This is a genomic window from Zobellia roscoffensis, from assembly GCF_015330165.1.
GTDB classification, from domain to species: domain Bacteria; phylum Bacteroidota; class Bacteroidia; order Flavobacteriales; family Flavobacteriaceae; genus Zobellia; species Zobellia roscoffensis.
In genome coordinates, this window is sequence record NZ_JADDXT010000002.1 from 115527 (window position 1) to 141813 (window position 26287).

Sequence of the window (26287 nt, forward strand, 5' to 3'; positions counted from 1 at the left end):
TTTCGTTGTCAGTTTTAGATCTGTTCTATTATAAGGACGAAAGAAATACTCTTGTGTTGCAAAAAACTCATAATTTTGTCAAGATTTTAATTATAGCCATTTGAAACAAGTTACAATACAAACCGAAAATATCATCTTAATCGTTCTAGATTACGGTGCTGTCATTCAAAAATTATTAGTTAAAGGTAAAGACGGAAACTACACTAATGTGGTTGTGGGCCTTAACTACCCTAGCGCTTATAAAAATGACAAAAAGTGCTTAGGGGCTTGTGTGGGCAGATATGCAGGAAGAATCTCTAAAGGTGGTTTTGTCTTGGACCAAGAAAGCTATCCTCTGCATAACTTAAATGGAGTTCATTTACACGGAGGAAAACAGGGTTTTGCACAAAAGACCTGGAAGTTTGAAGAGGTAAATAATGGTCCCGAACCTTTTATAAAACTGTCCTATTTCAGTAAGCATTTAGAAGAAGGGTATCCTGGAAATTTAAAAGTGACCTTGACTTATAAGATAAAAGACAATGCTTTAATTATTGAACATAAGGCAGAAACAGACCGTACAACGGTACTAAACCTTACTAATCATTCTTATTTTAAACTAGATAAAGAAGAGGGCATAGAAGACTATCTGTTACAAATGAATTGTACACACTTTACAGAAAGTAATACAAACCAGCTGCCTACAGGAAAGTTTGTATCCGTAAAAGGAACCCCCTATAATTTTCTAGAGGAAAGACGTTTGGGTAGTACACCTTTAGATTTACCCTTTGCCATTCATCCAAAAACCAATTTAGCTGCCAGAGTTAGCTCTAAAAAATCTGGAATTATCATGACCATACAAACCAACCAGCCTGCGCTAATTGTCTATACACCTCCAGAATTTCCCGGTATCTGTTTTGAGACACAAAACTTTCCCGATGCCCCCAATCAGCCTAATTTTCCTAGTTCAGTATTAAAACCTGGAGAAAAATACAGAAACATAGCCCAGTATCACTTTTCGGTTAAATAGCATAAAAAAAGCCCTAAGAAATTAGTTTCCTTAGGGCATAAAAAATCAGAAAACATACTCTATGCTTCAACCATCAAATTCAATTCAACAGTAATATTATCTCTTGTAGCTTTACTATAAGGACATATTTCATGAGCAGCATTAATTAAATCTTCGCCTTTTTCTTTATCCACAGTGGGCAACAAACAATCCAAAGTTGCATCTATAAAAAAGCCATCTTCACCTTTATTGAAACCAATTATTGCCGTTACGCTAAAATCACCCAAATCATCTACACCATGTTCTTTTGCAACAGCCTGTAGAGCCCCCGCAAAACAAGTTGAGTATGCTGCAGCAAATAGTTGTTCTGGATTGGTAGATTTGCCATCAGTTTTTCCATCCGCACCAGGCATCTTAATATCTAAATCTACGGCACCATCATCACTTTTTACATGACCAGTTCTACCTCCTGTATTTGTCGCTTCCGTTTTAAAAATAGTTTTCATTATGTATAAGTTTTGATTACTTTATGAAGTTAAGCCAAGCATTTGTGAAAACTTAAAATGGATTATTAAATTATTGTGAAAACCATCTTTATGGTCAAAAAAAGAATCGATTACGCACCTAATTCGTAACTTAGAGTAACCAATTGTTCTACAATGAAATTTCTAAAATGGATTCTTATAGTATTTGCAGTATTAGGTATTCTATTCTTTTTTGTAGTGAGCCCTTATATGCGTACTCAAACCAAAAAACATAGTCCCGAACAAACGGTTACCTATGATAAAAATGGTTTGGATTTATCCGTAAACTATTCTAGCCCCTCCAAAAAGGATAGAATTATATTTGGAGAACTTGTACCTTACGATGTTGTTTGGCGCACTGGAGCGAATGAACCTACTACATTTTCTACTAAAACCGATATTAAAATAGAAGGCAAAAACCTTCCTGCTGGCACATATTCTTTGTGGACTAGACCTAGCCGACAGAGTTGGTCAGTTATCTTCAATAAAAACATTCCTACTTGGGGCGTATCTATTTTAAGTGGAGGAAAAGAAACCACCAGAATCATAGAAGAAGACCTTATAGAAGTTGAAATACCTACCGAGCAGACCTCAGAAACCATAGAAAATTTCACAATAGATTTTGATATGCAGCATGAGCTCTATATGCTAATGTCTTGGGACAGAACACTAGTTAAGGTACCCATTAGTAAATAAATTTGGACAATTCTAAAAACACAGATAAAAAAGGTATTTCTGAAATTCAGAAAAAAAGGAAGAGTCCTATGGAACCTTCTAAATTGGTTCAAGCCTTATGCAAGGGGGACAAAACTGCTCTTGGACGAGCAATTACTTTAATTGAAAGCAATCATTCAAAACATACTGCAGAAGCCAATGAGGTGGTTTCCCTATGTTTAAAGAAACAACCTAAAAGCATTCGTATTGGTATTACGGGAGTCCCTGGAGTAGGAAAAAGCACATTCATTGAAACTTTTGGACAACTACTCACGTCACAAGGTAACAAAGTTGCCGTACTTACCGTAGACCCAACCAGTAGTCAAAGTAAAGGAAGTATTCTAGGGGATAAAACACGAATGGAAACACTGGCAAAAGACCCAAACGCTTTCATTCGTCCTTCACCTTCCGGACTTTCTTTAGGTGGGGTTACCCGTAAAACAAGAGAAAGTATTATTTTATGTGAAGCAGCAGGTTTTTCTGTTATTTTAATTGAAACCGTAGGGGTTGGCCAAAATGAAACTACAGTCCATGGTATGGTAGATTTTTTCCTTCTTCTAAAACTAGCCGGTGCAGGCGATGAACTTCAAGGCATAAAACGCGGTATTATGGAAATGGCCGATAGCATTGTTATCAATAAGGCCGATGGTAATAACATTGCGAATGCAAAAATTGCCAAAAACGAATTTGAAAATGCCCTAAAATTATATCCACCCAAAGAAAATGGCTGGAGACCCAAAGTTTTATATTGCTCCGCAACAGAAAATACAGGCGTTGAGAAGGTTTGGAGCACAATTTCCGAATATATAAAAGAAGCCAAAGAAACAGGCTTTTTTGAGAACAGGCGCAAACAACAGAATAAGAATTGGCTTTATGATACCATAGAACAACGCTTAAAATCCGACTTCTATACTCATACACAGGTAAAAAGCAAAATAGACGAGTTTTTGAGACAAATAGCTGCAAAAGAAATTTCTCCTTTTTTAGCCGCCGATAAATTGATAGCCGTTTTTAAAAGTCGTTCTTAATTAAATACCGTAATTTTGTCAGCTAATATCTTATATCTTAATGGATTTAGTTACCACATCCCTGTTATCTGTTGTCATTCCCGTTTTTAACGAGTCTGAAAATGTTGTCTTACTCACAGAAAAAATACATGAAAGTCTAACTGGCTATAACTATCAGATTGTGTACATAGACGATTTTTCGTTTGATGGCACAAGAAAGGTAATTAAAGATATGAAAGATGATAAAGTTCATCTTATCAGCCTCAAGAGAAATTACGGACAGAGTCTAGCTTTAGCTGCAGGTATTGATTACGCCCAAGGCGAATATATCATTACCATGGACGGTGATATGCAGAACGACCCATCGGATATTCCGGGCATGCTGCATTATGTCGTTAACGATGATTATGACGTAGTTACCGGTATTCGTGCCAAAAGAAAAGATTCTTTTGTAAAAAAAATCCCATCAAAAATAGCAAATGCCGTGATTAGGCGTACGGCAAAACTTGATATAAAGGACAATGGCTGTGCTTTAAAAGTTTTCACAAAGGAAATTGCAAAAGACCTAAACCTGTACGGTGAAATGCACCGTTTTATAACCTTGTTGGCCCATTTTGAGGGAGCACGCATTAAACAAGTTCCCGTAAAACACCATGCTAGGCATGCAGGAAGCTCCAAATATGGATTGGAACGTGTCTTTAAAGTAGTTGCAGACATCATGTTGCTGCTTTTCATTAGAAAGTACTTTCAGAGGCCCATCCACTTCTTTGGTATTTTTGGTGTCATTCTTATTTTAATAGGCATAATCACCAACCTATACTTATTAGTGGTGAAATTTGGACTGGGAGAGGATATTGGCTCACGACCATTGCTTACGTTCGGTATGATGTTTATCCTAGCCGGTATTCAACTATTTACTATCGGTATTGTTATGGAGCTTTTGATACGTACGTATTACGAATCACAAAAGAAACGACCTTACCGAGTAAAGGATGTAGCTATAGCAGACCAAATCCAACCCTAACCGTTTCATACACTCGTTATCTGATATGGATAAGGTGCATTTTTTTTAGTTTCCCCTTTCTAGTGGACGGGTTTAAAAAACTACCTGATAACCGTGAAATACGGAAGTCTTTCACAGTAAACTGTTGATCCCAATCAAGACCAGCAGCTTTTATGCTTTCTAAATCCTTATCATTTGCATAGAGCCATGCATTTTCCTCATTTTCAATTGCCTTGAGGGAGGTGTACTGTACCGGATATCGATTATAAAAATCGAGTGACCAGGTATGATAATTAGAAATTTTATAGATTTCATCAACTGGAATATCTTCATCCGCTACTATCTCAGCCATATTAGACCCGGCTTGATACTCTAGTAAATTGGGATAAAAATGAAGGTTCAATACAGCGTTTAACAATAAAGAACTGCATACTGACAATGTTATGATTCGCAGAAAATAAGCTTCCTTTTTTAAACAAAAGTAAATTATTATCAGACAGAAAATCATCAGAATACTAGAAACAAATATGTTTTCAAACGGAAATACATAAAAACAAATAAACACCACCGCAATGAAGACTATACTTAGAACAAAATATTGCGAACCCAAAAGTAACTTAAGCGTTTTCTTCTTCTTTGTTCGAATAACCTGATTAATGTAGGACGCCGTTAGTACGGCAAATAACGGAATGACTATATTAAGATAATGTGGCAATTTAAATTGGGAGATGCTAGCCACGATAAAAAATACTGCTATAGTCCCTATGGTTAAAAAATCATAATTAGGGTTATAGGTGAATTTTGATTTAAACAGCTTACGTATTCTTGATCCAAAAGCAAAAATTGCAGGAATCGTCCAAGGGAGAAAGACCCATAAAAAGGTATGGAAAAAGAAAAAATAATCTTTGGAAGCCTCACCCATAGTTCCTCCCGTACGCTCTAAACTCTGTTCCCAGAAAATAAAAAGGATACCGCTACGATTAGAAGTTCCTCGAATTACCTTTTCCGGATGCAGATCAAATTGATGATAATACGCATAAAGCATAGGTGCAATGGCAAGGCTAAAAAAAGCAAGTCCTTCCAAGACTTTCCAGCTAACAACACTTTCCCATTTTCTAGTATATGCCAAATGACATATTAGCGCTACACCAATTACAAATAGTGCAATTTGCCCTTTTGCGGAAAATGCCAAACCTGCAGCCAATCCGCCAATAACTATGGAAAGCAGGCTTCTTTTTTCAACATAAGCCGTAAACTGCCATATAGCAAGAATAGTAAACGAAGCCAAAACAGCATCTGTACGAACATCAATTACCGACAAAACGATAGTCTGTGCGGTCATAAAAATTAGAGCCGCCAATTTTCCCGTATTGGTATTGTAAAGAAGTTTTCCTAACCCGTAGCAACTATAGGCTCCAAGTAATGTAACAAGTATAGCCGGTATTCTATAGGCCCATTCAAAAAGACCAAAAATTTTAAAGGATAAGGCCGCTAGCCAAAAGTGTAAGTGCGGTTTATCTAGATACTGAGTGCCTCCTTTTATAAGGTTGATGAAATCGTTCTCTTGTACCATTCTCATGGCCATTACAGCAAACTGAGCGGAATCGTTCTCAAAAAGCGTCACGAACATTCCGGCTATGTATACCAGAACAATTAGTACTAATAAAAACCTGTATCTTAGGTTAGATATCATCTAAGTATTTCTCAATTGCAAATATATATAACTTTGAAAACAACCAACTAAAAAACAACCCTATTAACGCACCCGTTAATACATCTAAAGGAAAGTGAACTCCTAAATAAATTCTACTGTAAGCCACTAAAAGCGCCCATGAAATTAAAAACAACCCTATGTACCTATACTTATGCTTAAGTAGTAAGGTAAAGAAAAATGCAACCGCAAAACTGTTAGAGGCATGTGCAGAAAAATAACCGAACTTACCTCCACACGAAGATTTCACCAACCTTACCAGCCCCTCTAAACTTGGGTCATGGCACGGGCGTAAACGTTGTACCCCGTATTTGAAGAAATTACCTAATTGGTCCGTTACTACGATTAATAGCGCTACGGCCACTAAAAGTACCAGTGTTCTTTTTAGTCCAAATGTCTTGAATACCAAGAATAATAATGCAGCGTAAAGCGGTATTGCACTGAACTTATTAGAAATGAACAACCAAAATGCATCCCATTGTACGGTTCCTAAATTATTTAGAAATAGAAACAGGTCTTTATCATGTTGAATAAGTTCTTGCCACATGCTTTCTACTCTTCGTATCTCGCAACTTCTCGGTCATAGAAGGCTGTTGCTTGTTCTATAAGCCCCTCAGCTTCAGATTCTAATTCTTTTTCATCTTCTGCAGAAAAGTCTTCCAACCACTCCACTTCATCATTTTCTAAATTGATGATAAAACGAGGATATTCAGTATGAACAATAAATATAGCGGTAGGATAATCTGTGTTATCTCCTAACAAAAACTTTGGGAATTCCATCTTATGAATTTACTATTAACTTTTTGGTTAAATAATTGAAGCGAATATACAACATAACAGCCGATGCACTCAGTCCGGTCAACAAACCAATCCAAATACCTGTACTTCCTAATTCCGTATGCAAACCTAAGTAATAACTTACGGGGAAACCTATTGCCCAATAGGCTATAAAGGTAATGAGTGTTGGTATTTTTACATCTTGTAAACCACGTAGCGCACCTAAAACCACCACTTGTACCCCATCCGATATTTGAAAAAAAGCAGCAACAAGTAATAGCTCGGCAGCTAAGGCAATTACCTCTATATTATCTACCACGTTCAAAGCGTCATCTAAATCTAAATATAGCGTTGGAAACCAATGCCTACCCAATAAGAATAATGCCGCAAAAACAATTTCCAATAGCAATGTGAGAAAAAATATAGATTTCCCAATACGTCTTAATTCCACAAAATTGCGTAACCCCTTTTGGTTTCCTACTCTAATCATAGCAGCAATTCCCAGCCCCATTCCGAACATAAAAGTCATACTGCTTAAGTTTAAGGCTATCTGATTGGCAGCTTGGGCATTCTTCCCCAAAACTCCACTTAGCCATATCGCAGCGGTAAAAATGGCCACCTCAAAAAACATTTGTAATGCCGATGGAAAACCAAGGTCTATAATTTTCTTGATTACCTTTTTTTCAATATTCTTCCAATTGAATCCCGTTACATAGTCATGGAATTTCTTTTTACTCTTGAGCAGGTACCAGATATAAGCAACCATTAAAAACCTGGAAACCAACGTACCAATAGCCGCACCTACGATTCCCATTTTTGGAAAACCGAACGAACCGAAAATCAATAAGTAATTAATTGTTATATTCACCACATTAGCCATAATCGTGGCATACATAGGGTATTTGGTTTGCGAAAGTCCTTCAGAAAATTGCTTAAATGCCTGAAAAACAACTAAAGGCACCAATGAAAAAGCTACTAAATCCAAATAGGGCAAGGCTAAAGAGACAACCTCTTCGGACTGCCGCATAGAATACATTAAGGGTTTTGCCAATAATATAATCCCGAACAAAACCAGACTAAGTACCGTACACAGGACCAAACCATGCTTTAACGCACTTTTTGCATCTGCCTTGTTACCCGCTCCGTCTGCCTCTGCCACCAGAGGAGTAATAGCGGTAGAAAAGCCAATCCCTAATGACATTGCTATAAAAACAAAACTATTGCCCAATGAAACCGCAGCCAATTCTGCCGTCCCCAATTGACCTACCATAATATTGTCTGCCAATTGTACAAACGTATGCCCTAACATCCCCAATATTACGGGTACCGATAGCTTTATATTATACCTAAATTCTTTTGTGTATTGCTGAAACAAAACTGATTGGTTTAAGGTGAAACCGAGTATATTTCTCCTATTCGTCGGTTTATTTTTTGAATATTACTTCTCCACTAATTTGGCTTCGTCCCAAAAAACATCCATCTCGGAAAGCGTCATATCTTTCATGTCCTTTCCTAGTTCCTTGGCTTTCGCTTCTAAATATTGAAAACGCCCTATGAACTTCTTATTAGTACGCTCCAAGGCATTTTCTGGACTAATATTCAGAAAACGTGCATAATTCACCATTGAGAACATGACATCACCAAATTCGGATTCCATTTTATCCTGATCATTTATTCTCACCTCTTCTTGCAATTCGGCCAGTTCTTCCTGTACTTTTTCCCAAACCTGTTCGGGTTTTTCCCAATCAAAACCAACGCCTGCTACTTTTTCTTGGATACGGCTAGCCTTAACCAATGCAGGTAAACTATTAGGTACCCCTTCCAAAACACTCTTTTTACCTTTACCCTCTTTAAGCTTAATGTTCTCCCAATTGCGCTTTACATCTTCCTCACTGCTTACCTCTACATCTCCGTAAATGTGTGGATGGCGGTTAATCAACTTTTCACAAATTTCGTTGCAAACATCCGCTATATCAAAATCATTGGTCTCACTCCCAATTTTTGAGTAAAAAACAATATGTAGCAGAACATCGCCCAACTCTTTTTTTACTTCCTCCAAATCATCATCAAGGATAGCATCACCAAGCTCATACGTCTCTTCTATAGTCAGGTGACGCAGAGTTTTCATAGTCTGTTTTTTATCCCACGGACACTGCTCACGCAGCTCATCCATAATGGTCAACAAACGATCAAATGCCTCTAGTTTTTGCTGTCTTGTGTTCATACCCAAAAATTTGCGTAAAAGTACAAAGACCCACCCTTTAACGTGTGGAAAATTTAGAGTATTTTAGAAGTCTTTAGAAAGACTCAACTAGACCCAATTATGAATCACACAAACAGAAGATTTTTTTTGAAGCAATCCGGCTTGGCCGCCGCCGGAAGCCTTTTATTGCCTACCATGGGTTTTACTACACCACCCAATGAACAATTTGGTGTGCAACTCTATACTTTTCGCGATGAAATGGCCAAAGACGCCAAAGGCACACTAGAGCAGATTGCGTCCATCGGTATAAAAAAAATAGAATCCGCACGAAGTAAAGAAGGCTTATATTATGGACTTTCACCAAAAGAAATGAAAGAAACTTGCGACAGCTTAGATATGAAACTTTGCAGTGGCCATGTGGCTTTGGACAAAAATTTTGATGATACCATGCGCCAAGCCGTTGAATCCGGTCAAGAGTATGTTATTTGCTCTTCCCTGCCTAGTAAAGGTCAGAATATTGAGAATTATAAAAAAGTGGCCGATGCTTTTAACGAAGCTGGAAAAGCTTGTAAAAAATTGGGGTTGAAATTCGGTTATCATAATCATGAATATGAATTTGAGTCTGATAAAGGCGAAGTCCTTTATGATGTTTTAATGGATAATACAGACCCTGACCTGGTATATATGGAATTAGATTTAGGATGGGTGGTCGTTGCTGAAAAAGACCCTTTACATTATTTTAAAAAATACCCTAAGCGTTTTCCGCTATGGCATTTGAAGGATATGGATATGAATGAAAAAATCAGTACCGAATTTGGAAAAGGAGGTCTTGATATCGCTACTATGATGGCGAATAAATCGGCCTCAGGTGTAGAACATATTTTTATAGAACAGGAAGAATATACAAGTACCCCAATGGAAAGCATGAAGGAGAACATGACATTTTTAAAAGCATTATAATATGAGAAACTACAGCATACCTTCCCTATTATCCGCATTTATTTTATTAGGCTTTTCATCTTGCAAAGCACAACAAAAGAAAGCCGAAGACATCATTGCCAAAGATGCAGAGTTAACATTGGTTTCCGATGAATATAAATTTACCGAAGGTCCTGCAGTTGATGCGAACGGAGATATTTATTTCACGGACCAGCCCAATGACCGAATTGTAAAATGGGATGCTGCAAGCAATACCGTTACGGACTATATGAAGCCTTCAGGACGTGCAAACGGACTCTATTTTGACCATGACGGTAATCTTTTGGCTGCCGCCGATGAGAAAAACGAACTCTGGCGTATTGCTCCCGATAAAAAAATAACCGTACTAATTGATGATTACGAAGAAAAAAAGTTAAATGGCCCCAATGACATTTGGGTTGATTTAGTGGGAGGGATTTATTTTACCGACCCGTTTTACAAAAGGTCTTGGTGGAAACATACGGAACCGGAACAAACCGCCAGAAGGGTATATTACCTTTCAAAAAGAAGCTCAACGCCAAAAATTGTAGCCGATGATAATTTTGAACAACCTAATGGAATAATTGGATCACCAGATGGTAAACTCTTATACGTTTCGGATAATGGTGCAAAAAAGACCTACGTCTACACCATATCTTCCAATGGAGTTTTATCTAACAAAAAATTGTTTGCCGATATGGGCTCTGATGGTATGACCATAGACAACCAAGGCAATGTGTATCTTACCGGAGACGGGGTTACCGTATTTAATTCCAAAGGTGAACAAATAGAACATATTGCGGTTCCCGAAAGTTGGACGGCCAATGTAACTTTTGGCGGACCTGACCAAAACATACTTTTTATTACAGCAATGGATTCTGTTTATACATTAGCCATGAACGTGCATGGTGTACGATAGTTTTCCATTCGTTAAAACATAAAAAAGCCATTTCACATAAGGTGAAATGGCTTTTTCAATTACACTATTGTATTCCTAAAACTAATTCCAACCTCCACCTAAAGCACGGTACACGTTAACTACCGCGTTCATTTGTTTTTGCTTGGTCTCTACAAGTTCTACCCGAGCTTCTAGAGCATCACGTTGTGTAAGCAAAACTTCCATATAATCTGCTCTGGCAGACCTAAAAAGTCGGTTTGAAATATCAATCGAAGCTGTTAGTGCATCAACCTCTTTAGACCTTAAATCGTAACTTTTTTCGAAATTATCTATTTTCGCCAATTGATTTACAACCTCTACATACGCATTCAAAATGGTCTGTTCATAAGTATAGACCGCTTGCAGCTGCTTAGCACTGGCACCGGTATATGCCGCTTTAATTGCATTTCTATTGATCAAAGGTGCCGTTAATTCCCCAAATACCGAATAAATAAGAGATTGAGGAGTCTCTAACAAATACTCCGTGTTAAAAGACTGAAACCCAATTCCTGCAGATAGCCCTAGAGAAGGATAAAATCTTGCTTTAGCAACCTTTACATCTAGCTTTGCCGCCAATAAATCAAGTTCTGCCTGTTTTACATCCGGACGGTTTGCCAGTAATTCAGAAGGCAGGCCTAAGTGCACTGTTTCCGGAACCAAGGTTTCAAATCCGTCATAATCCCTAGCTATAGGCTGGGGGTATCGCCCTAACAAGAAATTGATTTCATTTTCCTTTTGGACGATTTCCTGTTGAATCTCGAACTGTAAACTCTTGGTGTGAAAAACTTCTGCTTCAAACTTTTTAACAGCCAGTTCATTTGCTTTTGCCGCTGCTTTTTGAATTTTTACAATTTTTAAAGCATTGCTCTGAATACCTATGTTCTGCTTTATTATAGCCATTTGATTGTCCAGAGCCAACAACTCATAATATGAATTTGCTATCTCGGAGATAAGATTGGTTACCATAAAGTTCCGTCCTTCTACCGAAGATAGGTAACGCATAACCGCAGCTTTTTTGGCATTTCTTAGCTTATGCCAAATATCTATCTCCCAATTGGCCCGAGCTTCAATTAAGAAATCACCTAAAGGCTCTGGAAATTCCTCACCCGGCCGAATATCATTATTCGCATCACTTGCTCCCTGACTGGTATATCGGCCAACCTTTTCCAATCCGCTACCGGCCTGTAGGTTAACAAAGGGAAGGTACTCCCCCTTTTTCTCCTTTACCTCACTCTGCGCCACTGCTATTTCCTGCAGCACAATATTGAGTTCTTGATTGTTCTGTAGTGCAATTTCAATAAGGGAACTAAGGTGTTCATCCTTAAAATAATCCCTCCACTTTACCGAAGCGGTATTGGAACTATCACCGGTTGCACCCTCATATTGATCGGGAACTGTAGTATCCGCTTCACGAACGGTTTTAGTGGGTACACATGAATGCAATATCACGACTGCACACAGGAAAACCACAATTTTAATATGTCGTATCATCTTTTAGTTTTTTGATTTTTTCTTTAGAGATAGGATTCTTTTTATCATTCTACGAAGCTTACTCATCTCTTCTTGTGTAACACTTTGCTCTTCTGAAGTTCTAATGAAACCTTCCGAAAAAGGTTCGGTATTTTCGTCTTTGATAAGAGTACGACCATCAGCCATTTTAGCAAAGACGTAGTACAGGCCAGGTATTATTAAAACACCTAACAACGTACCCAACAACATACCTCCCATGGCTGAACCTCCTATGGTTCGGTTTCCTATGGCTCCGGCACCAGTTGCTACTACTAAAGGAATCAGCCCTGCCACAAAGGCAAAAGAAGTCATCAATATAGGTCTGAAACGCATTTTTGCACCTTCAATAGCCGCATCAAGAATAGTTGCACCTTCATTTCTTTTTTGGACCGCAAACTCTACGATTAGCACCGCATTTTTACCCAATAAACCCACCAACATAATCAAACCTATTTGAGCATATACATCATTAGCGAGGCCCATACCCTTAAGGAGCAGGAATGATCCGAATATCCCAACTGGAAGAGATAAAATCACGGCCAATGGCAACAGAAAGCTTTCGTATTGAGCGGCTAAGACCAAATAAACAAAAATCAATACCACTACAAATATGTATATGGAATCATTACCTCTTTGAGCCTCATCATATGAAAGACCCTCCCAAGCAATATCAAAACCATTGGGCAGACTTTCTTCTGCTACTTGACGAATGGCCTTAATGGCATCTCCACTAGTAAACCCAGCAGCAGGTAGACCTCTAATAGCAGCTGAATTATACAGATTGTAGCGTGTAATCTCATTAGGCCCCAAACGCTTTTCAAGCTTCATAAACGAAGAATAAGACACCATTTCACCTTTTTCGTTCTTCACAAAAAGTTGTTCCAGGTCAGATGGCATACGCCTATATTCTGGTGCCGCTTGCGTATACACCTTAAAGAAACGCCCATACTTTATAAAGCCTTGCTCATAGGTACTACCAATTAAAATATTCAGGTTTTCCATAGCCTTACCAATGGAAACTCCCTTTTGCATTGCCGCTTTATTATCAACTATTAGCTCATATTGAGGGTAATTAGCCGCAAAAAAAGTAAAGAGCCCGGTAAGCTCTTCCCTTTTACTAAGCGCATCAATAAATTCATTGTTTATCTTTTCAAATTCATGATAATCCGTATTATCGGTTTTATCCAAAAGACGCATAGAAAAACCACCCGAAGAACCAAAACCAGGTACCGCTGGTGGTTCAAAAAACTCAATGACCGCACCTAAATCCTTACTCTCTTCCTCAAGTTCCTCCATGACCTCATGTACGGATTCGTGACGTTGAGACCAAGGTTTTAAATTGATCAAACAGGTACCCGCATTGGACCCACGACCTTCTGTCATAATCTCATAACCCGCTAATGACGACACTGATTCTACCGCATCCATTTCCTCACATAATGTCTGTAATTTATGGGCTACCTCATTGGTACGCTCCAATGTAGCACCCGGTGGGGTCTGAATAATGGCATATATAGTTCCTTGATCTTCATTGGGAATAAAACCTGCCGGCAAGGTTTCGTTGGTAATGAATATACCCACACAAAACGCTATTAGAAGACCAAATGTAACCACGCGCCTGTTTACAATATATTTCAGCACATTTACATACCTCCCTGTAAGTTTTTCAAACCCTCTATTGAACCAATCTATAAAACGGTCAACAAGGGATTTTTTTCTTTTTTCACCGTGGTTATTTTTCAATATCATGGCACACAATACCGGAGTAAGTGTAAGTGCTACGATAGCCGAAATAATAATGGAACCCGCCATGGTAATACTAAACTGGCGATAAAACACCCCTACAGGACCGGTCATAAAAGAGATAGGCACAAATACAGAAACCATTACCATGGTAATAGCTATAATAGCTCCCCCAATTTCCCCAATCACCTGTTTGACCGCTTCATACGGCTTTAGATGTTCTTCCTCCATCTTGGCATGGACCGCCTCCACAACAACAATGGCATCATCCACTACAATACCAATCGCCAAAACCAGGGCAAAGAGAGTTATTAAGTTAATGGACAGTCCAAAGAGCTGCATTACAAAAAATGCCCCTATCAAAGATACAGGTACGGCAATTATAGGAATAAGAGTAGAACGCCAGTCTCCTAAGAAAAGAAACACAACGATTGCCACCAAAATAAAGGCATCACGCAACGTATGAACAACCTGTTCTATAGAAGCATCTAAAAAGTTGGATACATCATAACTAATTTGGTAATCAATGCCAGGAGGCAAGTTTTCTTTGAGTTCCTTTAATTTATCTTTTACGGAATCAATAACATCACTGGCATTACTCCCAAAAGTCTGCTTAAGAACTATAGATGCCGATGGTTTCCCATCTAAATTGGAGTATATGTCAAAAAACTCACTTCCCAATTCTACATCTGCAATATCTTTTAACGTGAGTATCTCCCCCTCTTCGTTAGCCTTTATAATTATATCCTTATACTGATCCGCCTCATTATAGCGGCCCTCATAAGTAAGAACATACTCCAGCGCCTGGGATTTTTTACCCGAACTACGCCCCAAACGCCCCGGCCTGGCAATAACGCTTTGCTCATCCATGGCCTCTAAAACTTCCTCTGCGGAAATATTGTACGCACGCATACGGTCCGGTTTTAACCAAACCCGCATGGCATATTTTCTACTACCCAATATTTTAGCACTGGCAACACCGGTTATACGCTGAATCTCAGGTACTATTTTGGTATAGGCATAGTTGTACAAAAACTTTTCATCGTTCTTTTTAGAAGAGCTAAAGAGATTCACGTACATTAACATACTAGGTTGCACTGGTGTAATGATTACACCTTCTCTTTGGACCAATGGAGGCAAAAGAGGCATAACCTGATCCACCCTGGTCTTTACCCTTACTACCGCTTCGTTTGGGTCGGTTCCGGGTTCAAAAATAATACGAAGGGTTCCTTCTCCTGCACTCGTGGCATCAGATGCAATATAGCGCATATCCTGTACTCCGTTAATGGCCGTTTCAATTGGTATTAGAGTAGATTTCACCAATACATCTGCACTTGCTCCCGGGTATGCAATGAATATATTTACTGTTGTAGGGGCAATTTGCGGAAACTGTGATATAGGCAATTGTTTAATGGACAAGAGCCCCACAAAAACAATAATTACCGAAATTACAATAGCCAGAACTGGCCGTTTTATAAATTTACTGAACATATTTTTGGTATTTAAGGTTCGATATTACTCCGCGTAGAGATCAAGATGAGCCATTTGTTTTTTGGGTGCCATGAAATCAGGCTCTATGTGACTACCCTCCTTTACCAATCGAATACCTTCAAGTAAAACTTTATCGTCTTTAGATAATCCATCTTGTACCACAAACAAGTGTGGTAATTCTGAGCTAACCGTTATTTCTTTTCTATGAACTATATTATTATCATCAAGCACAAACACAAATTTCTTATCAAGAACTTCGAATGTTGCTTTTTGAGGAATAATCAAGACATCTTTTAATGGCAGTTTCATTAGAATATTACCTGTTTCCCCGTGCCGTAAAAGACCACTAGGGTTAGGAAAAGTGGCTCTAAATGCAATATTTCCGGTCTCATTGTTAAATTCGCCCTCTATGGTCTCTACGGTTCCTACTTGGTCAAAATTCTGATTATTGGCCATAAGTAGTTCTACCTTGACTTTATTTTCAGAATTTCCGCTTAAAGCATAATTCAGATATTCCGCTTCGGATACATTAAAGTAAACCCACATTTTGCTATTGTCCGATAGAGAGGTCAGGAGTTCTCCTTCATCTAATAAGCTACCTTCTCTTACCAAAAGGTGGTCTATTATTCCATCAAAAGGAGCTCTAATATCCGTAAAACCCAAATGTGTTTGGGCCATAGCAACCTCTGCTTTCGCTTTTTCATATTTGGCCTTGCTCATGGCAAGTTCATTAGGAGATACTACGTCGCTATCTGCCAATAATTGGGTATTGTTATATTCAATTTTAGCTACTTCTGCTTCGGCATCGGCCCTCTGCAACTCAGATTTGTAGACTTTATCCATAATTTTGAACATAGGCTGGCCTTTTTTAACGTGCTGCCCTTCGTCCACAAAAATGGTTTTTAAATATCCCTTCTCTAGGGCCCTAAGTTCTATATTTCGGTAAGAATGTATTTGACAGACATAATTTTTAGTTATTGTAGTATCCATCATTATGGGATTGGTAACTAGATATTTTGCTTCTTTTTCTTTATGTTTTTTCTCTGATTGACAACTTGAATGAAACAATAGCGCAGACAAGCTTATGAGCATGAAAATTCTTCTCATTACTTAATATTTTTAGTTTTGATAATGGTTTATGTTGATGTTTTAGAACATCATTGAGGTGGTTTTTCTAGTGCCCTTAATTTTCCGCTTAGCACTAAAAAAGAAAAGTCCGACGTAATAGAATGTGCCGAACGTAGCCTCAAAATCACAGCTGTAGAACGCTGAATATAAGGTGTAGTGTCTTATAAGTAGACAGGTAGGTAAAATGCTCGTAAAAAGTAAATTGGTTCTTAATCAGGTGAAAAAAATAACCCGTTTTGTAAAACCTAGAAAATATAGAAGAAGAGTTATATTCCCTTAATTCTTTTTCAGATAACGTTGGTTCATTTTCTTCCTCTTCTTCTTGCTCATCCGTAACTTCAATTTTGCTATTACGTTGTTTTTCAGAAGAATACGATGTTAAGCCAGATGGAATATACTCCTCTGGTTTAACAGTTGTAGCATCATTTTCAATATGATGTCCTGTATTTATATCTATACCATTCCCATAAGCTGAATTTGCCGTTGCCTGGCTACAAACGCCTAATAGAAGAATACACAGAGATAAAAAATATTTTGAAAACCATTTTTTCATCTGGCAGCAAAACTACTGCACACTCTTAATGTGTACACGATGTACCATCTTAAATATTTGTTAACACCTTCGTTTTTTTCCATATTATTATTTTGGCCCTGAATATATCTAACAAAAGAGAACCAAAAGGTTCGTTTTTTTAATATCTTTCCATCAGGTCTAAAAGGCCAAAACCTTCCTAAAACCATGGGTAATATGAAAAATGTATTTGACAAAAAGGATGTAAGCGAGCTAGTTTTACGAATTAACAACCTCAATTCTGACAGCCCTAATTTATGGGGAAAGATGAATGTAGGCCAAATGATGGCCCACTGCAATGTAGCCTATGACATGACTTATACGGACAAATACCGAAAACCTACTGGCTTTAAAAAGTTTATAATTAAACTTTTAGCAAAAAACACAGTGGTTGGTCCAAAACCGTATAAAAGGAACGGGCGTACCGCTCCTGAATTTCTAATTACAGACGAACGAGATTTTGAATCAGAAAAACAAAAACTGGTCGCTTATTTAGAAAAAACCCAACAGTTGGGCTCTGCCCATTTTCAAAATAAAGAATCACATGCTTTTGGCCCGCTTACTGCTCAAGAATGGAACGTGCTTTTTTACAAACACTTAAACCATCATCTATGTCAATTTAATGTTTGACCTACTTTCTCAAGAAGTTTCTTTAAATCAAATCATTACACTTAACATCCCTATACATCATTGTTTTCATATGCTCTCAACAGCAATGAAAATTTGTTTTTCACTATCTTTTCACCAACTAAAACAACTCAACTATGCTTATTTACCTCTATGAATTTATCGGAACCGCCTTACTCATACTTATTGGCAACGGTGTTGTTGCCAATCTAGTTTTAAAAGGAACAAAAGGTCCTGATACGGGCTGGACGGGCATTTCGTTAGCATGGGGTATTGCAGTTTTCATAGGTGTCTACGTAAGTGCCGATGTTAGTCATGCTCATTTAAACCCCGCCGTAACCCTAGCCCTGGCTACGGCAGGAAAATTTAGTTGGGGGTTAGTACCTGGCTATATGGTAGCTCAAGTTTTAGGTGCTATGATGGGAAATTTTATGATTTGGCTTTCCTATAAAAAACATTATGATGCCACGGAAGACCAAGGTGCTATACTAGCTACCTTTTGCACAGGACCAGCCATTCGCAGTCCATTTTGGAATTTTGTTACCGAGGCCATTGGAACATTCACTTTAGTTTTTGGTATATTCTTTATTGCTGGTGGCTCTTTTGGGGAAGAAGCTATTTCTCTTGGCGCCTTAGATGCTTTACCGGTGGCTCTATTGGTAATGGGTATAGGTTTTGGCCTTGGAGGCCCAACAGGGTATGCCATTAACCCAGCACGAGATTTTGGTCCGCGATTATTACATTCTATCTTGCCGTTAAAGGGAAAAGGCTCTAGCGATTGGGGGTACGCTTGGATTCCTATTATAGCTCCATTATTTGGTGCTTTTATAGCTGCTTTAGCCTACCTTGCTCTTTCTGTATAAGAATAAAATGATAGATTAAATTCAATTTATAAGAAATAAAAAAATTGATAACATGAAGAAGTTTAGCCTTATACTATCATTTCTAACCGTTTTTCAGATTGGTTTAGCTCAAGAATTTATTGAATTACCCTATGAAAAAAGCTCTACCGTAACCTGGACTCACGAAGAAAAACAATACTTTTCCGAAATTTGGAAAACGGAAGTCGTTACCAATGTTTCCATTCCCACAATCCAAGTATTTCAGCCTAAAAACCCAAGTGGTACATCTGTAATAATAGCTCCTGGTGGTGCATTATATGCCCTAAGTATCAATAGTGAAGGAAGAGATGTTGCTAAATGGCTTACAGACAAAGGCATTACCGCCTTTGTTTTAAAATACCGACTTGTACCAACAGGGGAAGATGCTGTTCAAGAAGTTAGCGAAGAAGGCCAAACAAACCCAACCAGAATTGGAGAAAGAGTTGCTCCCGTTATGCCATTATCTGTTGCAGACGGACTATCGGCTGTCTCTTATGTCAGAGAAAATGCAGAAAAATATCAACTAGACCCTAGTAAAATTGGTTTCATGGGTTTTTCCGCTGGAGGTGCGGTGACTATGGGTGTAGCGTATAATTATAACGAAAATAGTCGTCCCGATTTTTTGGTTCCTGTGTATGCATGGACCAGTGCTTACCCCGTTCAGGAAGCACCAAAAAATGCCCCTAAAATGCTAATAGTTTGCGCTAGTGATGACCCATTAGGACTGGCTCCAGGAAGTATTGAAATTTATAACTCATGGATTAAATCCGGTAAACTTTCCGAATTACATATGTACTCAAAAGGCGGTCATGGTTTTGGCATGAAAGAACAAGGCTTACCCTCGGATAATTGGATTCAACGTTTTTATGATTGGTCCGTGGCGGAGGGAATTACCTCAATATTAAAATCTGAATAAATGAGAGTTTATCTAATCTTACTTTTACTATCAGGAATTGTCTCTAATGCACAAAGTTCTTTTTCCAAAGAAGTGCAAGCTATTACGCAAAAATATGATTCACTTTATGATGCTTCGCAAGAAAGCATTGTATTTACGGGTAGTTCAAGCATTCGTGTTTGGAAAGATTTACAGCAACGTTTCCCCAATCATCAAGTTATCAATTCAGGATTTGGAGGCTCACAAGCGGTAGATTTGCTTCAATTTACCAATGACCTAATTCTAAATTACAAGCCTAAAAAGGTTTTTATTTATGAAGGTGATAATGACATCCAGAGCAAAAAAAGACCCAAAGAAATTATTAGTACCATAGCCCAAATACGGGATTTAATTTTCGCTAACAATCCGCAGACAGAAATAGTCTTTATTTCGGCAAAACCCAGTATTTCCCGATGGAAACTGAGAAGGAAATACAAGAGGCTGAATCGGAAAATGGAAAAAATGACATTGACGGATGGAAGGTTAAAATATGTTGATGTTTGGAAACCGATGCTAGACGGACGAAAAGTAAAGCAAGATATTTTTGTTTCAGACGGTCTACATATGAATTCAAAAGGGTATGAAATATGGTATACCGCATTGAAAAACCACGTAAACTAGATATTCAAAATCCCCAACTCTAAATAATTAGTAGATGAAATCTAACTTGATCAAAGCCTTATTCATTAGCTGCATTTTTGTAGCCCTATGTTCTTGTGAGCCCAAAAAAAAGAAACGCGTTTTAAACTTACCGCAAACAGATTTGGCCATGGAAAATATGATTCCTATGCCCATGAAGGTCATCCCTACAAACTCAGGGTTTGCTTTGGATAAATTTACCGCGATTTATACTTCTGAAAATGCAGATGGTTTTCCTGAAGTAGGAAAATTTTTATCTGAAAAGATACATGCTAAAACCTCATTAGATATTCCGGTGAACATTGAAGAAATTCCTGACCGAGAAGGGATTATCTACATTAATCAATCTGACAGTTTGGAATTGAATGCGCCAGAAGCTTATCAACTTTACATTACAAAAGATACCATTATTCTAAATTCAAATACCGCAGCAGGTGCTTTTAGAGGTGTACAAACCATACGACAAATTATACCGGAAAAACCACTAGATACCATTGCAGCATATGATGTATGGAACATTCCTACCGGAAAAATTATTGATAATCCAATTTTTGAATACCGAGGAAGCATGTTAGATGTGGCACGGCATTTCTTTAGCGTAGAAGATGTAAAAAAGTATATAGACCTTCTAGCCTACTATAAATATAACGTACTTCATTTACACCTTTCTGATGATCAGGGATGGCGAATAGAAATAAAATCTTGGCCCAAACTTACCGAAGTTGGCGGCAGCACAGAAGTTGGAGGGAAATCCGGAGGCTTTTATACCCAAGAAGAATATACTGATATCGTAAATTATGCCGCTGAACGCCACATGGTTATTGTACCGGAAATTGACATGCCAGGACACACCAACGCAGCTTCCGTTTCATATCCTTTTTTAAATGGGAATGGTAAAAAACTAAAACTATATACAGGTATGCGCGTTGGTTTTAGCACTTTTGACACAAGAAAAGATACTACCTACGCCTTTATTGATGATGTAGTTAGAGAACTATCCGCAATCACCCCTGGCCCCTATTTTCACATTGGTGGAGATGAAAGTCACGTAACCAAGAAGAAAGACTATACCTACTTTGTTGAGAAAGTAGAAAAAATAGTTCAGAAGTATGGTAAACAAATGATTGGATGGGATGAAATTGCTACCGCAGATATAGATTCCACATCAATCTCCCAATTTTGGTCCAGTAAAGATAATGCAGACTTGGCCCTAAAAAAGAATATGAAAATTATCATGTCTCCCGCTAAAAAAGCATATCTAGATATGGAGTATGACACGCTTTCTAAGCATGGTCTACACTGGGCCGCTTACATCCCTACCGATACAGCCTATAATTGGGCGCCAGAGAAATATGAAGGAATTCCTATAGAAAATATTTTAGGTTTAGAGGCTCCACTTTGGTCTGAAACTATCAGTAATATTGATGAGTTAGAGTATCTAGCTTTTCCGCGTGCTATAGGTTATTCAGAATTGAGTTGGTCTATTCCTGAAAACAGGGATTGGGAAAACTATAAGGTTCGCTTGGCCAATCAAGCGCCATTTTTAGACCGTATGAATGTTAAATACTATCCATCTCCATTAATTGATTGGAAAAAAAGTAAATACACTTATAAGCAAATTCAAAAAGATTAAAACAATCAACTCTGTTGTTCAACTTATCTCAAAACAAAATCCCCTAGGGAATCCTATACGTTTTTATCAGCATACTTTGTAGCTAATAATAACTTAGTCGCTTTCCAAAATTCAACCGAAGTTGGGTTGGGAGATAAAGAATTCTCTGGATTTTCAAAAAAGGTACTTACTAACAACTTCAGGTATTGAAGGTTGCTGTTTTCTGCTTTAAGATGTTCAAAAGCCATCTGCCAGTCATGAAATTCCCTATTATGAATTTTATTTCCTGACAAGAACGCTACTTCTTTATGCCTACTATCAGTTTTGATTCTTTCAAAGAGCTCGTTAATCATAGTCTCTTCTCCTTCAAGATACTGTATAAACCTTCCTTTGAAAAAAAGCAGACATCCGGTAATGTCATTTTGCCTATTAAATTCTTGTGCTTTTTCAAGCATTCTTTGAGTTTCCTGCAGTCCAAAATCAGTATTAGCTACAGAGGTATATACTAAACAGAACATGTAATTTGGTATGTGTTTGGTTGGCTTGTTACTAGCTAAGATAACGATTTAATAATGAAATAAATATCGAAAAACCTGTAATTCAGTTATTTACAATTTATTCCTTCATTTAAATAAAGATTTATCTTACAAAAAATATAGCCGTTTAAATACTCCAATCTCTCTCCGTACTGAGTATACGGCACAAAAAAACCCTCCGTATGGAGGGTTTAAGAAAAAATCTATTTTCAAAAGACTTTGTCCTATTCTTCTTCCGAAGTACCGTCTTTATCTCCTGAAAAGTCTGTTATATCATTCTCGTGAAGAATGTTATACCACTGAATCACTTTTTTAATATCACTGGCATACACCCTATCTTCATCATAGTTAGGTAAAATTTCAAAGAAATATTCTTCCAACTTTATTTTTTCAGCTTTGTGGGCTACTGAGGTTTTGCCTCCTTTTTCTTTCACCTGTATTTTCAAAAATACATCTCTTAATGGTAGCTCTTCATCTAGTGTATAAATTGCAATTTCAGAAAGAATGCTTACGTTACTACGCATACCAACAGTAATACGTTTTTTATCAATAAGCGATTCTGCTACAAACCCTGTTCGGGTCTGTGTTACCAATTTGTAAAGGCCTGGTTTTCCCCCAATGGATAAGATCTTATCTAAACTCATATAAAAATTTACATTTTAGGAGCGCAAATATTGCACTTTTCAACGGATTACGATAAAATTTTAACGTCCTTTTTTCTGGTTAGGAAAACGCATGCGGTAATCTGCTCTAATGTTTCCTTTAGAGATATTGGTTAATCTACTTTTAAGCATGCGCTTTTTTAAAGGTGAAAGCTTATCTGTAAACAAAATACCTTCTATATGATCGTATTCATGCTGAATAACCCTCGCCAAAAGACCATCATACGTTTCTGTATGTTTTTTAAAATTTTCATCTACGTAAGTAATGGTAACCGTATCTTTTCTTTTTATGTCTTCGTGAATGTCCGGTATGCTCAAACAACCTTCACTAAAAGGCCAATCTTCACCTGTTTCTTCATCAATATATGCATTGATAAATACCTTTTTAAAACCGTCTAATTTCTTTTGGTCTTCCTCAGAAAGGTCATCGTCCTTAGAAAAAGGAGTGGTATCAACCAAAAATAACCGTACAGGTAGCCCTATCTGAGGTGCTGCCAAGCCTACCCCATTGGCATTGTACATGGTCTCCCACATATTTTCAATCAACTCTTCTAATTTTGGATAATCTTTAGGCACGTCACTGCCTACTTTTCTTAATACGGGATCGCCATAAGCGATAATTGGTAATATCATCTAAATTTTATTTAAATAGGCTTGAAGAATAATTGTTGCGCTAATTTCATCAACTAAGGCCTTATCCCTTCTTTGTTTCTTTTTGAGACCACTGTCTATCATAGTCTGAAAAGCCATTTTTGAAGTAAAACGCTCATCGTGTCGCTCTACTGGTATATCTGGGAAAACTTTTTTTAATCGATTTAAAAAAGGACTTATTAAAGCTTCTGACTCACTTGGTGTGTTATCCATTTGGCGTGGTTCACCAACTATAAACGTCTGTACTTTTTCCTTTTGTGTATACTCTTTTAAAAAATCTATTAGTTCAAAGGTACGAACAGTTGTTAAACCCGAAGCTATTAACTGCAACTCATCAGTAACGGCAATACCCGTTCTTTTCTTCCCATAATCCAATGCAAGCAATCTTCCCAATCCTTATTTATTTTTTGCAAAAATAACCTATAAATTGTTATAACCGTAAAATTGAAACCCAAAATCATATTTGACACCTATATTTGCACCTAAATGTGTATTGAGAAACACAAAATCCATTTGTGTAAAATACTGCGATAAGAAAGTGAAAACCGGTTTAACAGCCTCTTTAAATATAACATTCTAATTAGTAAGAAAAGATGACCGAATTAAGAAAGACAATAGAAAATGCGTGGGACAACAGAGAGCTTTTAAAAGAAGCCGCCACCCAGGACGCCATAAGAGAAGTAGTAAACCTTCTTGATCAAGGTAAATTAAGGTGCGCAGAACCAACTTCGGACGGCTGGCAAATTAATGAATGGGTTAAAAAAGGTGTAGTTCTTTATTTTCCCATTCAAAAAATGGAAACTCTTGAAGCTGGTATTTTTGAATATCATGATAAAATTCCGTTGAAGAGAGGATACGAGGCCAAAGGTATTCGTGTAGTCCCAAATGCTGTTGCTCGTCATGGTGCATATATTTCCGCCGGCACTATTTTAATGCCAAGTTACGTAAACATTGGTGCTCATGTAGAAGAGGGCACTATGGTGGATACATGGGCCACTGTGGGCAGCTGCGCTCAAATAGGCAAAAACGTTCACTTAAGTGGAGGTGTTGGAATTGGTGGTGTATTAGAACCTTTACAGGCTGCACCTGTAATAATTGAGGACAATGCATTTATTGGATCAAGATGTATTGTTGTTGAAGGTGTTCGCGTTGAAAAAGAAGCTGTTTTAGGCGCAAATGTGGTTCTTACCGCTTCTACAAAAATTATAGATGTTACTGGCGATGAACCTGTTGAAACTAAAGGTAGGGTTCCTGCTCGTTCAGTTGTTATACCAGGGAGTTATACTAAGAAATTTTCTGCCGGTGAGTTTCAAGTGCCTTGTGCATTGATTATTGGCACTAGAAAAGAGAGTACAAATAAAAAGACCTCGTTAAACGATGCCTTAAGAGAATATGATGTAGCGGTGTAAACCACGCTAAATCTAAAATCTTGCCCATAGTCGTTTACAACTAGCGACTATGGGCTTTTTTTATAAAATACTGTCATTTGTACGCAACCTTTTCTAATTCTTTAGTCTAGTTTATTAGAGACCTGTAAGAAAAGTACCTATTAAAACAATTTATAACTACTTTTTAAGTTATAATCTAGCGAGTTAAAACCGAACATAATCTAAATTTTCGATTGATTTTGAATAATTCTGACAATAAACTTACGGCATTAGTCATAACATATAACGAAATGGAGCACATTAAAAAGTGTATTGCTTCCGTTTCTTTTGCAGATGAGATTATCGTGGTTGACTCCTATAGTACAGACGGCACATTCGAATATTTAGAAGCATTACCCAATGTGCGTGTTATTCAGCGTCCCTTTAAAAATTTCACCGATCAAAAATCATTTACTTTAGATAAAGCTTCAAATGACTGGATTTTATTTGTTGATGCCGATGAAGTGGTGCCTCGCTCTTTACGTACAGAGATAACCCAAACCATTCAAAAACCAAATGCTTTAGATGCGTATTGGTTTTATAGAAAGTTTATGTTCAAGGACAGTAAGCTGAATTATAGCGGTTGGCAAACCGATAAAAACGTTAGACTTTTTAAGAAAAGTCAATGTCGATTTGCTCAACACAAATTAGTACATGAAACTTTACAAATTAATGGAAAAACAGGTGTACTCAAGGAAAAATTAGTCCATTATTGCTACAAAGGGTATTCAGACTACAAAGCCAAAATGGTGCATTACGGCAAACTGAAAGCAAAAGAACTACACTCTAAAAAACGTTCTTGCAACCTATTTAAATTGATAGGGAAACCTACATGGAAATTTGCTTACAATTACTTTATAAGACTAGGTTTTATAGATTTACATAAAGGGTTTACTGTCTGCTATTTAAATGCATTGAGCGTATATGTAAGATATGATGAACTTTCAAAATTACAAGCGCTTACAGCCACTAAGGCAAAAAATACTGTTACTACCAACGAAAAATATAAACTTAACAACGTAGAGATGGCAGCTAGCTAATACCTATGTACTATTTTT

27 protein-coding genes are annotated in these 26287 nt (G+C 37.5%); 13 read left to right on the forward strand and 14 right to left on the reverse strand.

The window, feature by feature from the left end:
- The first annotated feature begins 100 nt into the window (after nucleotides 1–100).
- On the forward strand, nucleotides 101–1006 hold the full coding sequence (locus IWC72_RS00505) for an aldose epimerase family protein (RefSeq protein ID WP_194528478.1): 906 nt from the start codon (nucleotides 101–103) through the stop codon (nucleotides 1004–1006).
- Between the two features lie 59 nt (nucleotides 1007–1065).
- Here IWC72_RS00505 and IWC72_RS00510 read toward each other — a convergent pair whose 3' ends face one another.
- The gene (locus IWC72_RS00510; protein WP_194528479.1) at nucleotides 1066–1491 is read right to left on the reverse strand and encodes an organic hydroperoxide resistance protein; all 426 of its coding nucleotides are present in this window, start codon (nucleotides 1489–1491) and stop codon (nucleotides 1066–1068) included.
- Nucleotides 1492–1644: 153 nt separating this feature from the next.
- On the opposite strand from IWC72_RS00510, the gene IWC72_RS00515 reads away from it, so the two are divergent.
- From IWC72_RS00515 to IWC72_RS00525, 3 genes are read left to right on the forward strand one after another with little or no spacing between them, the layout of a single operon-like run.
- Nucleotides 1645–2205, forward strand: a complete 561-nt coding sequence (locus IWC72_RS00515; RefSeq protein WP_194524315.1) for a DUF2911 domain-containing protein — start codon at nucleotides 1645–1647, stop codon at nucleotides 2203–2205.
- A 2-nt stretch (nucleotides 2206–2207) separates the two neighbouring features.
- Nucleotides 2208–3251 carry a methylmalonyl Co-A mutase-associated GTPase MeaB gene (gene meaB / locus IWC72_RS00520; protein WP_226979456.1) on the forward strand — a complete coding sequence of 348 codons (1044 nt, stop codon included), beginning with the start codon at nucleotides 2208–2210 and terminating at the stop codon, nucleotides 3249–3251.
- 40 nt (nucleotides 3252–3291) lie between these two features.
- Nucleotides 3292–4254: a glycosyltransferase family 2 protein gene (locus tag IWC72_RS00525; protein ID WP_194528480.1), complete on the forward strand. Its 963-nt coding sequence runs from the start codon at nucleotides 3292–3294 to the stop codon at nucleotides 4252–4254.
- 16 nt (nucleotides 4255–4270) lie between these two features.
- Here the strand turns inward: IWC72_RS00525 and IWC72_RS00530 are convergent, their stop codons facing one another.
- From IWC72_RS00530 to mazG, 5 genes are all read right to left on the reverse strand, one after another.
- Complete coding sequence (locus IWC72_RS00530; RefSeq protein WP_194528481.1) at nucleotides 4271–5926, reverse strand: ArnT family glycosyltransferase; 1656 nt, start codon at nucleotides 5924–5926, stop codon at nucleotides 4271–4273.
- On the reverse strand, nucleotides 5916–6491 hold the full coding sequence (locus IWC72_RS00535; protein ID WP_194528482.1) for a phosphatase PAP2 family protein: 576 nt from the start codon (nucleotides 6489–6491) through the stop codon (nucleotides 5916–5918). Before IWC72_RS00535 ends, IWC72_RS00530 begins: the two co-directional genes overlap by 11 nt.
- 5 nt (nucleotides 6492–6496) lie before the next feature.
- Complete coding sequence (locus tag IWC72_RS00540; RefSeq protein ID WP_194524319.1) at nucleotides 6497–6724, reverse strand: hypothetical protein; 228 nt, start codon at nucleotides 6722–6724, stop codon at nucleotides 6497–6499.
- A 1-nt stretch (nucleotide 6725) separates the two neighbouring features.
- The gene (locus tag IWC72_RS00545; protein ID WP_194528483.1) at nucleotides 6726–8096 is read right to left on the reverse strand and encodes an MATE family efflux transporter; all 1371 of its coding nucleotides are present in this window, start codon (nucleotides 8094–8096) and stop codon (nucleotides 6726–6728) included.
- A gap of 63 nt (nucleotides 8097–8159) precedes the next feature.
- A complete protein-coding gene (gene mazG / locus IWC72_RS00550; RefSeq protein ID WP_194528484.1) occupies nucleotides 8160–8945 on the reverse strand; it encodes a nucleoside triphosphate pyrophosphohydrolase in 786 nt (261 codons plus the stop codon).
- Between the two features lie 99 nt (nucleotides 8946–9044).
- On the opposite strand from mazG, the gene IWC72_RS00555 reads away from it, so the two are divergent.
- Together IWC72_RS00555 and IWC72_RS00560 are read left to right on the forward strand one after the other, a co-directional pair.
- A complete protein-coding gene (locus IWC72_RS00555) occupies nucleotides 9045–9884 on the forward strand; it encodes a sugar phosphate isomerase/epimerase family protein (protein ID WP_194528485.1) in 840 nt (279 codons plus the stop codon).
- A gap of 1 nt (nucleotide 9885) precedes the next feature.
- The gene (locus tag IWC72_RS00560) at nucleotides 9886–10800 is read left to right on the forward strand and encodes an SMP-30/gluconolactonase/LRE family protein (RefSeq protein ID WP_194528486.1); all 915 of its coding nucleotides are present in this window, start codon (nucleotides 9886–9888) and stop codon (nucleotides 10798–10800) included.
- 81 nt (nucleotides 10801–10881) lie between these two features.
- Here the strand turns inward: IWC72_RS00560 and IWC72_RS00565 are convergent, their stop codons facing one another.
- The 4 genes from IWC72_RS00565 to IWC72_RS00580 form a co-directional block, all read right to left on the reverse strand.
- The gene (locus IWC72_RS00565; RefSeq protein ID WP_194528487.1) at nucleotides 10882–12309 is read right to left on the reverse strand and encodes a TolC family protein; all 1428 of its coding nucleotides are present in this window, start codon (nucleotides 12307–12309) and stop codon (nucleotides 10882–10884) included.
- A gap of 3 nt (nucleotides 12310–12312) precedes the next feature.
- Entirely contained in the window at nucleotides 12313–15561 is a 3249-nt protein-coding gene (locus tag IWC72_RS00570) for an efflux RND transporter permease subunit (protein WP_194528488.1), read from the reverse strand.
- A gap of 24 nt (nucleotides 15562–15585) precedes the next feature.
- Nucleotides 15586–16668 carry an efflux RND transporter periplasmic adaptor subunit gene (locus IWC72_RS00575; RefSeq protein WP_194528489.1) on the reverse strand — a complete coding sequence of 361 codons (1083 nt, stop codon included), beginning with the start codon at nucleotides 16666–16668 and terminating at the stop codon, nucleotides 15586–15588.
- A gap of 145 nt (nucleotides 16669–16813) precedes the next feature.
- The gene (locus IWC72_RS00580; RefSeq protein ID WP_194528490.1) at nucleotides 16814–17242 is read right to left on the reverse strand and encodes a hypothetical protein; all 429 of its coding nucleotides are present in this window, start codon (nucleotides 17240–17242) and stop codon (nucleotides 16814–16816) included.
- Nucleotides 17243–17437: 195 nt separating this feature from the next.
- On the opposite strand from IWC72_RS00580, the gene IWC72_RS00585 reads away from it, so the two are divergent.
- From IWC72_RS00585 to IWC72_RS00605, 5 genes are all read left to right on the forward strand, one after another.
- Nucleotides 17438–17890 (forward strand): DUF1569 domain-containing protein, encoded by a 453-nt coding sequence (locus tag IWC72_RS00585; RefSeq protein WP_194524328.1) that lies wholly within the window; start codon nucleotides 17438–17440, stop codon nucleotides 17888–17890.
- Nucleotides 17891–18024: 134 nt separating this feature from the next.
- Entirely contained in the window at nucleotides 18025–18750 is a 726-nt protein-coding gene (locus IWC72_RS00590; protein WP_194528491.1) for an MIP/aquaporin family protein, read from the forward strand.
- Nucleotides 18751–18802: 52 nt separating this feature from the next.
- Nucleotides 18803–19684, forward strand: a complete 882-nt coding sequence (locus tag IWC72_RS00595; RefSeq protein WP_194528492.1) for an alpha/beta hydrolase — start codon at nucleotides 18803–18805, stop codon at nucleotides 19682–19684.
- Complete coding sequence (locus IWC72_RS00600) at nucleotides 19685–20323, forward strand: GDSL-type esterase/lipase family protein (protein ID WP_194528493.1); 639 nt, start codon at nucleotides 19685–19687, stop codon at nucleotides 20321–20323.
- A 34-nt stretch (nucleotides 20324–20357) separates the two neighbouring features.
- Nucleotides 20358–21974 carry a family 20 glycosylhydrolase gene (locus IWC72_RS00605; protein ID WP_194528494.1) on the forward strand — a complete coding sequence of 539 codons (1617 nt, stop codon included), beginning with the start codon at nucleotides 20358–20360 and terminating at the stop codon, nucleotides 21972–21974.
- Nucleotides 21975–22027: 53 nt separating this feature from the next.
- Here IWC72_RS00605 and IWC72_RS00610 read toward each other — a convergent pair whose 3' ends face one another.
- The 4 genes from IWC72_RS00610 to ruvX form a co-directional block, all read right to left on the reverse strand.
- Nucleotides 22028–22471: a BLUF domain-containing protein gene (locus tag IWC72_RS00610; protein WP_194528495.1), complete on the reverse strand. Its 444-nt coding sequence runs from the start codon at nucleotides 22469–22471 to the stop codon at nucleotides 22028–22030.
- Nucleotides 22472–22713: 242 nt separating this feature from the next.
- On the reverse strand, nucleotides 22714–23133 hold the full coding sequence (locus IWC72_RS00615) for a DUF5606 family protein (protein ID WP_194524334.1): 420 nt from the start codon (nucleotides 23131–23133) through the stop codon (nucleotides 22714–22716).
- A 60-nt stretch (nucleotides 23134–23193) separates the two neighbouring features.
- A complete protein-coding gene (gene def / locus IWC72_RS00620; RefSeq protein ID WP_194524335.1) occupies nucleotides 23194–23784 on the reverse strand; it encodes a peptide deformylase in 591 nt (196 codons plus the stop codon).
- Nucleotides 23785–24195: a Holliday junction resolvase RuvX gene (gene ruvX / locus IWC72_RS00625; protein WP_194528496.1), complete on the reverse strand. Its 411-nt coding sequence runs from the start codon at nucleotides 24193–24195 to the stop codon at nucleotides 23785–23787.
- Nucleotides 24196–24395: 200 nt separating this feature from the next.
- On the opposite strand from ruvX, the gene IWC72_RS00630 reads away from it, so the two are divergent.
- Together IWC72_RS00630 and IWC72_RS00635 are read left to right on the forward strand one after the other, a co-directional pair.
- A complete protein-coding gene (locus tag IWC72_RS00630) occupies nucleotides 24396–25211 on the forward strand; it encodes a 2,3,4,5-tetrahydropyridine-2,6-dicarboxylate N-succinyltransferase (protein WP_194524337.1) in 816 nt (271 codons plus the stop codon).
- Between the two features lie 218 nt (nucleotides 25212–25429).
- Complete coding sequence (locus IWC72_RS00635; protein WP_194528497.1) at nucleotides 25430–26269, forward strand: glycosyltransferase family 2 protein; 840 nt, start codon at nucleotides 25430–25432, stop codon at nucleotides 26267–26269.
- Nucleotides 26270–26287 lie beyond the last annotated feature (18 nt).